This is a genomic window from Frankia sp. R82 (assembly GCF_023716925.1).
Lineage (GTDB): Bacteria > Actinomycetota > Actinomycetes > Frankiales > Frankiaceae > Frankia.
Genome location: NZ_JAMQQG010000310.1, coordinates 1 through 14746, shown reverse-complemented (window position 1 = coordinate 14746; position 14746 = coordinate 1). Strand labels below are relative to the sequence as shown.

10 protein-coding genes are annotated in these 14746 nt (G+C 72.7%); 7 read left to right on the top strand and 3 right to left on the bottom strand.

The genetic code is table 11. The annotated features are described in order from the left end of the window. The first annotated feature begins 97 nt into the window (after window positions 1-97). The 4 genes from ND747_RS25290 to ND747_RS25275 all read left to right on the top strand — a co-directional run bounded on the left by ND747_RS25290 (window position 98) and on the right by ND747_RS25275 (window position 6648). Entirely contained in the window at window positions 98-1114 is a 1017-nt protein-coding gene (locus ND747_RS25290) for a hypothetical protein (RefSeq protein WP_251736696.1), read from the top strand. 1096 nt (window positions 1115-2210) lie between these two features. After that, a complete protein-coding gene (locus ND747_RS29545; RefSeq protein ID WP_308204691.1) occupies window positions 2211-4004 on the top strand; it encodes an MFS transporter in 1794 nt (597 codons plus the stop codon). Between the two features lie 364 nt (window positions 4005-4368). Then, entirely contained in the window at window positions 4369-5886 is a 1518-nt protein-coding gene (locus ND747_RS25280) for an amidohydrolase family protein (RefSeq protein WP_251736695.1), read from the top strand. Window positions 5887-6144: 258 nt separating this feature from the next. Beyond that, complete coding sequence (locus ND747_RS25275; RefSeq protein WP_251736694.1) at window positions 6145-6648, top strand: thioesterase family protein; 504 nt, start codon at window positions 6145-6147, stop codon at window positions 6646-6648. On the opposite strand, the gene ND747_RS25270 is transcribed toward ND747_RS25275, so the two are convergent. Further along, window positions 6649-7128, bottom strand: a complete 480-nt coding sequence (locus ND747_RS25270) for a DUF2752 domain-containing protein (protein WP_251736693.1) — start codon at window positions 7126-7128, stop codon at window positions 6649-6651. It lies immediately after the preceding gene. Beyond that, the gene (locus ND747_RS25265; RefSeq protein ID WP_251736692.1) at window positions 7121-7630 is read right to left on the bottom strand and encodes a TM2 domain-containing protein; all 510 of its coding nucleotides are present in this window, start codon (window positions 7628-7630) and stop codon (window positions 7121-7123) included. The genes ND747_RS25270 and ND747_RS25265 overlap by 8 nt, the downstream gene beginning before the upstream one ends. A 716-nt stretch (window positions 7631-8346) precedes the next feature. Between ND747_RS25265 and ND747_RS25260 the strand changes: the two genes are divergently transcribed. Then, window positions 8347-8829, top strand: coding sequence for a hypothetical protein (locus ND747_RS25260; RefSeq protein ID WP_251736691.1), 483 nt, complete (start codon window positions 8347-8349; stop codon window positions 8827-8829). 282 nt (window positions 8830-9111) lie between these two features. After that, window positions 9112-10686: an AAA family ATPase gene (locus tag ND747_RS25255; RefSeq protein WP_251736690.1), complete on the top strand. Its 1575-nt coding sequence runs from the start codon at window positions 9112-9114 to the stop codon at window positions 10684-10686. A 42-nt stretch (window positions 10687-10728) separates the two neighbouring features. On the opposite strand, the gene ND747_RS25250 is transcribed toward ND747_RS25255, so the two are convergent. Then, window positions 10729-11364, bottom strand: a complete 636-nt coding sequence (locus tag ND747_RS25250; RefSeq protein WP_308204690.1) for a response regulator transcription factor — start codon at window positions 11362-11364, stop codon at window positions 10729-10731. A 288-nt stretch (window positions 11365-11652) separates the two neighbouring features. On the opposite strand from ND747_RS25250, the gene ND747_RS25245 reads away from it, so the two are divergent. Next, entirely contained in the window at window positions 11653-14421 is a 2769-nt protein-coding gene (locus ND747_RS25245; protein ID WP_251736688.1) for a diguanylate cyclase domain-containing protein, read from the top strand. The last annotated feature ends 325 nt before the right edge of the window (window positions 14422-14746 follow it).

Genomic DNA, 14746 nt, shown 5'->3' with positions numbered 1-14746 from the left:
CTAAGTCGACCGGTGAACTCAGGATGCTAGCGTCGCCCGGCGGCCGGTGAAGCATCCTTGCCGACACCGGTCCCCACGGCAACGGTAAGGTTGCCCGATGGCAACAGTCGGGCAGCAATCCACCATGTCGGACCTGGTGACGGCCGCAACAGGCGCGCCCGCCGCCGCAGCGGCGGATGTGGCGGATGTGGCGGATGTGGCGGCCACGGTCGCGGTGCCCGGCAGCCGTCCCGGGGTCACCGTCGCGCAGGCTCCCGGATCCGAGCCGGGTTTCTGGGCCGGTGCCCCCAGCGCCCTGCTCGTCGACGGGGTCTACTACCTGGCCTACCGGCTGCGTCGCCCGATCGGTTCCGGCCGGGGCTTCGGCGTGGTGATCGCCCGCTCCACCGACGGCGAGACCTTCACCGAGATCGCCGTGGTCCCTCGCGAACCGTTCGGCGCCGAAAGCCTGGAACGCCCCGCGCTGGTCCGCACTCCGGAAGGCCGCTTCCGGCTCTACGTCAGCTGCGCCGCCCCGAACAGCCCTCACTGGTGGGTGGACCTGCTCGAGGCCGACGCCCCCGAGACGTTCGACCCGTCGACCCGGCGCACCGTCCTGCCCGGCGACCCGGCCACCCTCGCCGTGAAGGACCCGGTCGTGGCCCGGCTCGACGACCGCTGGCACCTGTGGGCCTCCTGCCACCCCCTCGACGACCCGAACGCCACCGACCGGATGGACAGCCGCCACGCCACCAGCGACGACGGCATCCACTGGACGTTCACCGGGACGGCTCTGGCCCCCCGTCCCGGCCACTGGGACGCCCGCGGCGTACGGATCACCGCCGTGCTCACCGACGGCCCCCAGCTCGTCGCCTACTACGACGGACGCGCCACCGCCGCGGAGAACTGGGCCGAACGCACCGGCCTGGCCGTCGGTACCACCCCCGGCCGCTTCCACGCCGTCGGCACCGAACCGGCCGCTACCGCCACCGTCGGTGACGGCGCCCTGCGCTACGTCACCGTTCTCGCCCTTCCGGACGGCGGCCAGCGCCTCTACTACGAGGTCGCCCTGCCCGGCGGTGCCCACGAACTACGCACCGAACTCCACCCCGCCCCCCTGCACGCCGCCCCGTAGCACCCCCAGTACCCCCGAGTACCCGAGTACCCCCGAGTACCCCCAGCACCCATCCTCCGCGTCTGCTCGCCCTTCTCCGCACCCGCCCGGTCCTTCTCCGTGTCCGCGCATCACATCGTCACGCCACGGCGACGACGGGAAGAACCTCGTTCGACGTGGCAGTTGATGCTGGTCAGGCAGCACGAAGTTCCTTTTTCCTTGAGGTTTGTGGTTCCTTGAGGTTTGTGTCGTGTGCCGACAGCCGGGTCCGGCCTGGGCATCCCACGCCGCCCGCCGCCCGCCGCCCGCCGGCCGCTGGCCGCTGGTTGCCGAAACCGGTCGTCGCTGGTCGTCGCGAGCCAGGGGCCGAGGGTTGCCATCGGCGTCCGGGGCCGTACCGACACCTCCAGCGAACCGTCCGAACGGGCTTGATCGCGTCTTGCCGAGGGTTAGTGAAGAAACGAGGCCCTGGATCCTTCTCCAAGCCTCGGCAGGATCACGTTCCTTGGCGATGTGGTCGTTCGGGCGGTGGCATGTGGAGGGTTGTTCCGGGATCCGGGCCTGATTTCCCGAACAACCCTCCACATGTGGCGCCGACTGCCACCTTCCTTGGGCTTGTGGTCACGCGATCATGGTGCCGAGGGAACGGGGCGGCGCCGGATGGCCACTGATGGCAATCGGCGTGCTCCACAGTGGTGGATTGCGTCGGACGGCAACAGGTGGTGTCAGAAGGTAACGGGTGGGGCCAGACGGTCGTGGCGCTGCGGGCGGCGGCTGCCGCCAACGGTGGGCGCCAACGGTGGGCGCCAACGGCTGCCGCCAACGGCGGGCGGCGGCCGGGGGGGAGAGAGACCGGTGCGGCGAGAGCGTGAGGTGGGGTGCGTGTGATGGGGGCACCGGGGTCCCCGTGCACCTAGGTGGGCCGCGTCAAGGGGGGCTGGACGGCTACCCCCGTCAGGCCGCTGACCTGCATTTATGCCATGTTTGCCGGGGGGTGTGCCAAGTGGGGTGGCGTTGACCGGCGAAAGTTACGGGACGTTCACTGTGCCGGCGGGCCATCCCGGGGGCTGACGCATCGTCCCAGGGTCGGGGCCTGCGGATCAGCGCGAGGAGCCCCGTGGACGTACCTGCCCTGCACCCGGTCGACGCCGCCCCGACCGTGCCCCTGGTCGCGGTCGGGGCCGGACGTGGGCGCCGGCTGGCCGTCGTCCTCGGTGCGGGGGGTGTGCTGACCGCGGTCGCGCAGGTCTGGCTCGTCCCGTTGCTGCCGGCGCTGCCCCGGCTGACCGGGTCGTCCGCCACCAGTGCCAGCTGGCTGATCACCGTCGGGCTGCTCGTCGCGGCGGTGGTCACACCCCTGTTCGGCCGGGCCGGGGACATCGTCGGCAAACGGCGGATGCTGCTGATCGCGCTCGGGGTGCTGGTCGCCGGATCGCTGCTGTGCGCGGTGTCCTCGCAGCTGTGGCTGCTGATCCCCGGCCGGGGCATGCAGGGTGCCTGCCTTGCGGTGGTACCGCTGTCGATCAGCATTCTGCGGGACGAGCTGCCTGCCGCCCGGGTGGGCGCGGCGGTGGCGATGATGAGTGCGACGGTGGGGATCGGCGCGGTCGTCGGCATCCCGTTCGGGGCGCTGATCGTCCAGTACACCGACTGGCACGTGATGTTCTGGGTGATCGCCGCGTGTGGCCTCACCCTGCTGGTCGCCGCCCGGATGGTCGTGCGGGAATCTCCGGTGCGCGAGCCCGCCCGCTTCGACACCCGCGGCGCGGTCGGACTCGCCGCCGGCCTGCTGTGCGGGCTGCTCGCCATCTCCCGGGCCGCTGACCGCGGACCGCTGCGCCCGCACGTCCTCGCACTCGCTGGCGCGGCCCTGGTGATTCTGGTCGGCTGGGCCCGCCGCCAGACGCGCACCGTCGATCCCCTGGTCGACCTGCGCCTGGCCGCCCGCCGTCCGGTGCTCATGGCCAACACCGCCGCCCTCGGAGTCGGCTTCGCCTTCTACGCCAACGCGATGTGCACCGCCCTGCTCGTCCAGGTGCCCCGGGACACCGGCTACGGCCTGGGCCTGTCGGTGCTGGCCGGCGGGCTGTGCCTGCTGCCCGCCGGCCTGGTGATGGTCGCGCTGTCCCCGCTGTCGGCGTGGATCACCGCTACCCGCGGCCCGCGCACCACCCTGCTGCTCGGTACGAACACCCTGACCGTGGGCTACCTGGTGCGCCTGACCGACAGCCACCACCTTTTCATGATCATTCTGGGTGGGGCGGTGGTCGCCGCCGGCACCGCCCTGGCCTACTCCGGGGTGTCGATGCTCACCGTCCAGGCGGTGCCCCGCGAGCAGACCGCCGCGGCCGGTGGCATCACCGTCCTCATGCGGATGGTCGGCCAGGCCACCTGCAGCGCCGCCGTCGCCGCGATCCTCGGTCACCTGTCGGTCGCGACTCCAGGCGGCCCGGTTCCCACCCTCGGTGCCTTCCGGACCGTGTTCGCCATCGCCGGCCTCGCCGCGGTCTTCGCCACCTTCGCCGGCATCCTCGCCCCCGTCCGCGCCCGCCACCGCGCCACCCGCCTTCCCCCGCGCCGCGCCACCCCCACCTCCACCCCCACCTCCACCCCCACATCCGCCGCCACCTCCACGCCCATGCCCACCGCCGCTTCCGCCGCTTCCGCCGCCTCGACCTTGGCCGCCCGGGCGTCTGCGTCCACCCCGGCCTCTGCGTCCACCCCGGCCCCTGCGTCCACCCCGGCCCCTGCGTCCACCTCGACGTCTGTGTCGGCCCCGGTTCCGGCGTCCATGCCGGTTGCGGGTCCCGACTCCGTGTCCGGCGCTGTGCACGCTGGACGTCCCGCCTCCGCCGGCACCAGCGGGCCCGCCGGCCTGGACCGCGGACCCTCCCGTATCGTCGCGGTCTGATTCGCCGCCGATCTGCCTACGGGGCTGCCCGTCCCGTCGCACCGGGTCGCCTTCACCGTTCTCGTTGTGAGCGGGGTGTCCTGGGACGTCCTCGGCGAGCGCTCCACATGATCACTCGCGCCGTCGAGGAGTAAGCGTGGCGGTCGGAAGGCGGCAGAAAGTGACAGAAGCAGGTCGTACGGACAGCGGAATCCGCTGTTCCGACGGACTCCTGATCCGCCGATCCCAGGCGTTTCCGACCAGAACCGCGAGTGTGGCGTCGATCATGGCGTCCGTGGATACTCCGCCGCCACCCGGCCTGCCCGGGACCGGTCCACCGGTGGGCGCCGCGGCTTTGCCCCGGGACGGTTCATCGCGTGGCTGTGTGCCACCGTTCGGCCAGGCGCCACCGTTCGGCCAGGCGCCACCGTTCGGCGAGGTGCCACCGTTCGGCGAGGTGCCGCTGGTCGACGTCCGGATCGCCGGGGGACGGATTGCCGAGGTCAGCACTCGGCCACTGCCCGCGCTGGCGGGCGAGCGGGTGATCGACGCGGCCGGCGGTGCGCTGCTGCCCGGCCTGCACGACCATCATGTGCACCTGATGTCGCAGGCCGCCGCGGTCCGGTCGGTGTGGGCAGGGCCGCCCGAGGTGGTCGACCGTGCGGGACTGCGCGCCGCCCTGCGCGCCGCCCCCGATCGTGACTGGGTGCGCGCCGTCGGCTACCATCCCTCGGTCGCCGGCGATCTCGACCGGAATGGTCTGGACGAGCTGTGCGCCGAGCGTCCGGTGCGGGTCCAGCACCGTGGGGGAGCGTTGTGGGTGCTGAACTCGGCGGCGATCGCGCGCGCCGGAGTGACGGACTGCCCGCTGGCCGGAGTGGAACGCGACGGCACCGGGCGCCCGACCGGACGGCTGTGGCGGATGGACGACTGGCTGCGTCGCAACACCGCGATCCCGCCGGTCACCCTCGATCTCGCCCAGGTCGGACGCCAGGCCGCCGCCCACGGCGTCACCGGATTCACCGATGCCACGCCCGGACGCGGCGCCGCCGAGCGGGCGCTGCTCACCGACGCCGCCGCGGGCGGTGCACTGCCCCAACGGCTCGTGCTCATGCGCCCTGAGCCCTCCGGAGCGAACAGTGGCGAACCGTGCCGCACGCCGCGGGTCACCGACGGCCCAGTAAAGATCATCTTGGACGACGACAGGCTGCCCGACCTGGACGGATTCACCGCCCGGATCGACGCCGCCCACCGCGCCGGGCACCCCGTGGCCGTGCACTGCGTGACCCGTGTACAGACCGTGCTGACCCTCGCCGCCCTCGCCGCCGCCACCCCGATCACACGACTCTCAGCAGGGAAGGAACCCGATGCCGGCTCGGGTGACCGGATCGAGCATGGCGCGGTGGTCCCCCCCGAGCTGTACGGCGAGCTGCGCAGGTCGGGGCTGACCGTCGTCACCCAGCCGAACTTCATCGCCGAGCGTGGTGACCAGTACCTGGCCGAGGTCACCGACGAGGATCCAGGGGGGCTCTACCCGGCGGCGTCCCTGGCCCGGGCCAGGGTGCGGCTGGCCGGTGGCACGGACACGCCGTTCGGCCGGGCCGACCCGTGGGCCGCGATCCGGGCGGCCGTGCGGCGGCGCACCACGGCGGGGATGATCCTCGGCGCGGCCGAGCGCCTGCCCGCGGTCGCGGCACTGGCACTGTTCCTCGGTCATCCAGGCGATCCCGCTCGGCTGCGGACCATCCGACCCGGTGCTCCCGCGGACCTGGTGCTGCTGCGCCCCGGCCTGCCTGACCTGCTGGCCGATCCGCGCGCGGAGCACATCCGACTCACCCTGGTCGCCGGCGTCCCCGTCCACTCCCGTGCCCACGCCGGCGGCGGGACATCCCTCGGTTCCTGACGGCGCTCCCACCACCCCGGCGCACCAGCCCCGGCACCCGACGCCAGCCGGTCATCCCGCCAGCCATGTCAGGCCACGACGCTGATGTCGCGGCTGACGTCGCGCCGCGCGGACGGAGGTCACCGCCACCACGACACCAACCTCGGAGATCGTCGCCTGGGTCCGAACACCCCTCGGCGCCCGTCGGGCCCGGGGAGGCGCCGGTGAGATTGCTCGCGTGGCGGCCACGGTGGCGCCGGGTCTCGACACAGTATCGGCATGGACCCCAGACGCGACCCGCTTCGGCTGAGCCTGGCCAGCTATCCGATGAGCCACAGCATCACCGCCAGATTCGGCGACATGGATGTCAACGGGCACCTGAACAACGTCGCGCTCGCCTCGTACTACGAGGATGCCCGGGTGGCCGCCGACCTGCGGCTGTTCCCGCAGGCGCCGCCCGGGCGGCGCACCTTCTCTCTGGTCGTGGCCCAGGTGACCGTGCAGTACCTGGCCGAGGCACCGTTCCCGGGGACATACACGATCGGGATCGGCGTCTCCCGGGTCGGCACCACCTCGTTCACCCACAGCGCCGGGTTGTTCCGGGATGCGGTGTGCCTGGGACTGTGCGACGCGGTGATCGTCCATCTCGTGGACGGGAAGCCGGTGGCACTGCCGCCGGACCTGCGGGCGGTTTTCGTGTCGGTGGCGTTTCCGGCCCCGGACGAGACGGGCATGTCAACCAAGATAATCAACGCCGTTGACGAGGTTCCGCAGCTTAGTTGATCATCGAAGGGGCCAGCCGGGCAGGTTGCGGATGATCATCCAGGCTGCGGCGGTGGCGCCCAGACCGTAGGCAAGGGCGGGTGGCAGCGGCGCGCGGTCGCCCCGCCACACCGCCCGGGCCTGGCGGGCGAGCAGCCCGACCAGCAACGGCGCGCCCGCCAGGACGAACACGTTGTCGTGGACGGCCTGCGTCCAGTGACCGTGCAGAAGATCGTAGGTGAGGCGCAGGGTGCCGCAGGCGGGGCAGTCCAGGCCGGTGACGTGCCGAATGGGGCAGGCGGGCATCGGCACGGTCGGGTTGTGCGGGTTGTGGCCCGCCAGGTAGGCCAGGCCCGCCGCGGCGCCGGCCGTGACGGCGGCGGCGACCATCCGGCGTCGCCGGACCTGCCCGGGCGCCAGCGGCGCCGGCGGCAGCCCCGCCGCCGGCGGCGGCTCCGCCGCGATCACGGAGGCCGACGCCGACGGGATCCGGTCAGTCACGCAGGGGCCGGCCCTGCTTGTCGCGGACGTTGCCGGTGAGCATCATGATCCCGTCGATGAGCGACCAGACGCCGAGGCCGCCGCAGGTGAACAGCTGGGCCAGGGCGATGCCGGTGTCACCCAGGTACCACCGGCCGGCGCCGAAGCCACCGAGCAGGATCTGCAGCAGGCCGGCGGTGAGCTTCTGCTTTTCCGAGTAGGCCTCGCCGGTGATCGGGTGGCGGCCGAAGGGAGCGTTGGCGTCGAAGGGGGCGGGCTGTCCGTAGCCCGGGGGAGGCCCGTAGCCCGGGCCGCCGGGTCCACCCGGGCCGCCCTGCCCCGGGTAGCCGCCCGGATAGCCGGGCTGGCCGCCGTAGCCCGGCTGCGCCCCGTAGCCCGGCTGCGCCTGGTAGCCGCCCTGGCCCGGCTGCCCCTGGTAGCCGCCGGGCTCGCCATAGCCGGGCTGCGGGTGGCCGGGACCGGGGATGCCCTGTGGGTCCTGCGGTTGCCATGGCGTGGTCATCGTGTGCTCCCAGAGATATGCGCTGCCGCGGCACGAGGCGCGAGGCCTGGCGTGCGGCCGGTTGCCCCAGGGAAAAGCCCATGGTCGGCCGCCTGCCGCGGTGCCCCCGGCGCGGTGATCGAGGCGATGCTACCGGGGGGCGCGGGCCGCGCGACCGGGGTTGTCGCCACGCATGCTGTCCGCTGGCTGACGATCTGCGTACCGCAGCCACACCGACACCATCCGTCACGACAAGGGGGTGTCTCGCGCCGGGATGACCCGAAAGTGCTCCAGATCCGACAGTCGCGAACAGGATCGCCTCGCGGGCGCGGACGGCGGCACCGCCGGTCGCCTCCAGGCTCGTCGAGGGTCCGGGGAACGGTCCGCGCCGGCGGGACGGGCGTGGCGTGCCGCGTCGTCGCGGGTCGACGCCCCGGCATGTCCGCGGTGACCTGCTGTTCTCGGCGACACCGGACAGAATGCGACGAGTCTGCGGTGGACGCCTTTGTGGCGGCGTTCCGGATATCCCGGATGCGGCCGGGACCACCGGTCGCCCGGATGGGGTCAACAATCGGCGATCGCCGTGGAAACCATACGGATTCTCCGCCCATGACGCCGTGGCGTCTTCTACAGTTCACCGTGGGTCCACCTGTGGCGTTCTGCGCCGCCCGAAGGTGACGGGTCGCGGCCACGTGGGCGGCACAGGTGGAAACAGTCGGGAAGGCAGGTGGGCGCGCATGCACGACGGTGCGGCGGGTACGGGCGCCGACGGGGCGGCCGCGGCGGAGTTCGCGCTGGCCGCGATGGAGATCCTCGAACCGTTCGCGGAGCGGTACGGCCTGTTCCTGGCGGAACGAACGTGCTGGCACCTGCTGTTCGCCAACGGGCAGCGCATTCTTGACGTGGCCTGCGACCCGTGGACCTGCTGGACGCTCGGCGCCCGGGTCGGCCTGCGCGAAAGCGCCGATACCGCCGCCCCGCGGGCCCTCGGCGTCCAGGAGGTGCTGCAGGCCGTGTACGGACTGCGGGAGAACACCTGGCGGACGCTTGCGGCCGACCCGGCCGAGCTGCGCGAGGTGCTGCGCACCCTCGCGGTCCTGCTGGACCGGTACTGCGCGGAACTGCTGCTTGACGACGAGGCGTTCGACCGCGCCGAACGTCTCGTCCGGCGCACGACCGTGCAACGCGGTGCTTTCCTGCGCGAGTTCGAAGAACACTGAACTTCGAAGAGCACGGAACGACAACTGCGGCGCGAACCCGGCAGAACACGGAATACCGGTTCTGCCGGCTTGCGGACGCCGTCGGGTGCACCGCCGCCCGGGGGACGGATGACCATCGGTCGGCGGTCCGAACGTCCTTCGGGATGGCTACCTCTGGCGGTCGTGGCCGTGGCGCCGGGCGGCGAGCATGACCAGTGAGCACCATCGAAGGCCGCAGTTCGACTGTTCGACGGTGGAACGGGCGTCGTCCGCGAGAGTTTCACGCAACCCCCGGGAGAGGCGATGACCGTCCAGTACGTGCGGGATACGCTGCCCGGCGCAGGTGCCGGTGACAGTCGCGGATCGACCGGCACCCCGGTCCCGCCCGCCGCGGGCCCGCCCCGGCTGCGCGCCCCGCAGCTCACCGACCTCGCCACCGCGGAGATCCGCGAAACCCACGGCGCGATCCTGTACCTGACCGCAGACCGGGCCTACAAGCGCCGCAAACCCGTCGGGCCGGCCGCGCCCACCGGCGCCGAGCTGCGGGAACGCGAAGCGCTGTGCCTGGCCGAGGTGACCCTCAACCGGCGGCTCGCACCCGACGTCTACCTGGGGGTCGCCGACCTGTTCGACGACGCCGGCACCCTCGTCGACCATCTGGTGGTGATGCGGCGGATGCCCGCCAGCCGGCAGCTGTCCACCCTGGTGCGCCGCGGCGCCCGGCTGGCCCCGCTGCTGCGGCCGATCGCCCGCGCGCTGGCCGTGTTCCACCAGCGCTGCGAGACCTCCCCGCGGATCGCGGCGGCGGGGGAGCGGTCGGCCCTGGAGGCGCTGTGGCGTGAGGGCCTGGCCGGGATCTCGGTGTTTCGCGGCAGCCAGCTCGACGCCGGCGTCGTCGACGACATCGGCCGCCTGGCGCTGCGCTACCTGGCCGGGCGCGGCGAGCTGCTGGCCGAACGCACCCGGGCGGGCTGGATCCGCGACGGCCACGGTGATCTCCTCGCCGAGGACATCTTCTGCCTCGACGACGGCCCGCGCATCCTCGACTGTGTCGAGTTCGACCCGCTGGCGCGCGCCGGGGACGTCCTGGGCGACGTCGCCTCCCTGGCGATGGACCTGGAACGCCTCGGTGCCGCCGAGGAGGCCGCCGACTTCCTGGAGGACTACCGGGAGTTCAGCGGCGAGGTCCACCCCCGCTCCCTACAGCACTTCTACGTGGCCTACCGGGCGTTCACCCAGGCCAAGACCGCCTGTGTGCACGGGCAGGGCGATCCCGACGCCGCGGAGCGGGCCCGGCGACTGCTCGCCGTCGCCCACCGCCACCTGCGGTCGGGACGGGTCCGTCTCGCCGTCGTCGGCGGTCTGCCCGGCACCGGCAAGACGACGCTGGCCAGCCGGCTGGCCGAGGTGGGCGACTGGGTGCTGCTGCGCAGCGACATCATCCGCCGCGAACTCGCCGGTGAACCGGTCGGTGAACCGGCCGGGCAGCCCGAGGTGTTCGGGGTCGGGCGGTACGCACCGGAGGTCACCGACGCCACCTACACCGAGATGCTGCGCCGGGCCCACGCCGCCCTGTGCCGCGGGGAGAGCGTCGTGCTGGACGCCTCCTTCTCCAGCGCCCGCCACCGGGAGCTCGTCGCCCAGCTTGCCGGCGAGGTCAGCGCCGATCTGGTGGAGCTGCACTGCGTGACCGCGCCGGAGGTCGCCGCCGCCCGCATCGCGCGGCGTATCGCCGGGGGCCCCGGGGCCAGCGAGGCGACCCAGGCCATCCACCAGGCGATGGCGGCCCGCGCCGACCCGTGGCCGTCCGCGACCGTGGTGCGGACCGCCGTGTCCGTTGCCGAGGCCCTGCAGACCGTCCTGAACCATCTCGACTAGCCCGCCCACCGGGCCCCGCCTCGACCGGGGCCTCTGGCCGGGCTACTTGTCGATGCGGGTGGCGTAGACGGCGGCCTGGGTGCGGCTGGACAGCTCCAGCTTCTCCAGGATCGCCGAGACGTAGTTCTTGACCGTCTTCTCGGACAGATGGATCCGCCCGGCGATCTGCCGGTTCGTCAGCCCCTCGGCGATGAGCACGAGGATCTGCCGCTCCCGCTCACCCAGGGTGGACAGCTTGCGGTCCTCCGCCGGACCCTCGCGCAGCCGGGTGAGCACCCGCTGGGTGACGGCCGGGTCGAGCAGCGAACGGCCCGAGGCGATCGTGCGGATCGCCCCGACCAGGTCCGTGCCCTTGATCTGCTTGAGCAGGTAGCCGGCCGCGCCCGCCATGATCGCGGCGAACAGCGCGTCGTCGTCGTCGTACGAGGTGAGGATCAGGCAGCCGATCTCCGGATGCGCCGAGCGTAGGTCCCGGCAGACGTCGATGCCGTTGCCGTCCTCCAGCCGGGCGTCGAGCACGGCCACACCGGGCCGGGTCGCGGGGATGCGGCGCAGCGCCTCGGCGGCCGTCGAGGCCTCACCGACCACGTCGATGTCCCCGGTCTCGGACAGCATTTCCCGGATCCCCCGGCGGACGATTTCATGGTCATCCAGGAGAAAAACCCGTACGGCGCTCACAGGGTGACGATACCGCCCCCTCCGGTCGCCTCGGCCCTGATCGTCGGGTGAGCCTGGCGGCAGGGGCCCGTCCGTGCCGTCGGACGGTCGGACTCGCCGGCGTAGCCACCCGCTGACCATCCACGCAAGGCATTACTCTGTGAAGTTTCGTGTTCTCGAAGCGTCAGTTTCTCCGGATGGTGGGAAGATGTCAGAGGAGCGTCCGGTCCAGACAGCCCCACCGAACAGCCGCGGGCCACCAGACGGACAACGTCCGTGCCGGGCCGGTCAGCTCGACGGGGCGAGGTGATGAGCACGCAACCCAGAGACGTCGCGATGACCGGTATGGGTGCCCTGAACGGCGGTTCCGCCCGTGCCAGGCAGTCCGGCCCGCCGGGTGGGGCGGGCCTGCCCGACTCCCCGCCACCCGGCCCGACGCGCCCCGGCCCGTCGACCGCGGCGTCGACGTGGTGGTCGTGGTGGCCTGGCCCGCGCCGCTGGATCGTGGCCGCCGGGCTGTACCTCGCCGCGGCGTTCGCGATCGCCCTGGTCCTGCCCGACCCGACGGCCCTGTACGTGCTGCGGATCGGCATCGTCGTCGGCGAACTGCTGCTGCTGTACGTCGCGATCCGCACCGGTGCACGTACCCACGGCCGGGCCCGCTGGTGGCGCTGGCTGCTCGCGTTCAGTATCGCGAACACGATGGTGGCCGGAACCGTCGTGATCGCCGCGGGGCCGGTGGGCGGCCCATCGCAGAGCCAGTTCCGCATGACCTTCGGCCAGCTGGGCTATCTCGCCCCGGTGGGGACCCTGCTCGTCGGCCTGCTGATCTACCCGGTCCGCCGGGGTGGTGGATACGGGCGCGAGCCGGATTTCCTCGGTCGCCGATGGTGGATCACCACACTGCTCGACAGCATGATCGCGGTGGGTTCGGTGGGCATCCTGTCCTGGGTGCTGTTCCTGCGCCGCGTCGTGGGCACCGCCACCGGCGCCGACAATGTCGAACATCTCGTGGTCACCATGCTGCTGTGTGCCGGGAGCCTGCTGCTGGTGTGCGTCGCCCTGGTGCTGTGGATCTTTCGGCGGCCCTCGCCCGCGGCGGGGTTCGCCCTGCTCTCGGGTGGGCTGATCGCGATCAGCGTGAGCCTGCTGTCGTTCACCACGAAGGTCGCCTTCGGCCAGCATCTGGTCAAGGACGACGCCGAGCTGTGCTGGATCATCGCGGGCTGGTGTTTCCTGCTGGCCTGCCGGTATCCCGACCACACCGACCCCGACGAGGACGCCCTCGACGCCGTCAACGGCATCGAGGCCGCGGCAGGCGGGAAGCCGGCCACGATCGCCACGACCGGTGCCATCGGGTCGACCGAGGCGATCCTGTCGGCCAGCACGGGCCTGTCGAGCAGCACCATTCTGTCGACGTACGGCGGTACCGGGGTGCGCGAGCGGTCGGGGACGCAGCGCTGGGCGCACACCGCGCTGCCGCTGCTGCCGCTCGCCGTGGCCGTCCTGGTCATCCTCGTCGACGTGGTCGGCGGGACCAGGCTGGAGGCCGTCGACATCGTGGCCCTGCTGGCCCTGCCGCTGCTCGTCCTGGCCCGCCAGACAGTCCTGCTCGGTGACAACGTCCACCTGCTGCACCAGCTGGAACGCAGCGAACGGCGGCTGCACCGGCAGGCGTTCCACGATCCGCTGACCGGGCTGGCCAACCGGGCGCTGTTCGGGCAGCGGCTCACACGCGCGCTGGACACCCAGGCCCGCGGCGGACACGACCTGGCCGTGCTCTACGTCGATCTCGATGACTTCAAACAGGTGAACGACACCCTGGGACACGCCGCGGGAGACCAGCTGCTGCAGATCACCGCCGGCCGGCTGGCGCACGCGGTGCGCGCGGGGGACACCGTTGCCCGCCTCGGCGGGGACGAGTTCGCGATCCTGCTCGTCTCCGGTGGCGAGGCCCCGGCCACCGTGGGCAGCCGCGTGCTGGCCGCCGTGCGCACCCCCGCCATGCTCGCCGGGAACCGCCACAGCGTGCGGGCCAGTGTCGGTCTCGTCGTCGCCCGGGCGGCCGAGGAACTGTCCGGCGAACGGCTGCTGCACCGCGCCGACGCGGCGATGTACGTGGCGAAACGCGCGGGCAAGGGCAGCCTGACCATCTACCAGCCCGGCCTGGAGGACAGCCGGGAGATCCTCGGGGGATCGGGCCGCACCCTGCGGTCCGCGCTGATCCGCGCGCTGCGCTTCGGGTCCGACACCGAGCTGCGAATGTCCTACCAGCCCATCGTCGCCCTGCCCGGCGGTGAACCCGCCGGCGTGCAGGCCGAGCTGCGCTGGGTCCACCCCGACTACGGCGAGGTGTCGGCGGCAGCTCTGGTGCCCACCAGCGAACGTGCCGAGCTGTTCCCCACGATCGCCCTCGCCACCCTGGCCAGGATCTGCGCGGATCTGCCCCGGCTGCGCGCCGGGCCCACTCCGCCACCGGTGCACCTGCCCCTGCAGACCACCGTGCCCATGACGCCCGGTTTTCTCCCCGCGATCCGCGCCGCCCGCGCCGACGGCCGGCTGCGCGCCGGTGAGCTGGTCATCGACCTGCTCGGCGCCGAACGCGGCCTGGACGTGGACGCCTGGAGGGAGTGGATGACGCCGCTGAGTGCCCAGGACGTGCGCCTGTGCCTGGCCGACCTCGGCGCCGCCGACTCCAACCTGGCGCTGCTGACCCTGCTGCCCATCGACATGGTGACACTCACCCCCCTGATCACCGGTCTGTGGACGACCCGACAGGACGACCCCGCGTTCCAGTTCCGCCTCGACGTGCTCCACGACGGCATCCGGTCGATGCTGTGCCGGCTGGGGATACGAATCATCGCCACCGATCTGCCCGCGGGCGACAGCGTCGGCGCCGCCGTCGCCGCCGGCATCGACTTCGCCGCCGGCCGACTACCGGCCCTGTACCCGCCGGCGCACGACGCCCCCGCACCGGCCGACACCCTCGCACCGGCAGCGGTGACCCGCCACGGTCGGCGCGACGGCGCGCGGACGCGGTGGAGCCCCGGGCCGCGCCCTCCTCCGCCCGCCACCTGAACGCCCACCGGTGGGACGGATCCGCCACCTGCCACAACCGCGTACCACGGATCGTGAAGGAGGTGGAGAAACATGTGATCATCGCCGGTCCGGTCCGGTCCGGTCCGGTCCGGTCCGGTCCGGTCCGGTGTCGGTGTCAGTGTCGGTGTCGAACAAGACGCTGCCCGGTGAGGTCTGTCGCGCTCCAGGGGTCAGATCTGTGCCGTGCTGGGCAGAACTATGGGGCAGCCCGGGATACTCGAATCCAGCCGGCCGACCGGCTGGCCCGCCGGCGGCGACCGCGCGGGCGGCCCGGCCACGCAGATCGGCCCGGCCTGGATGCGCC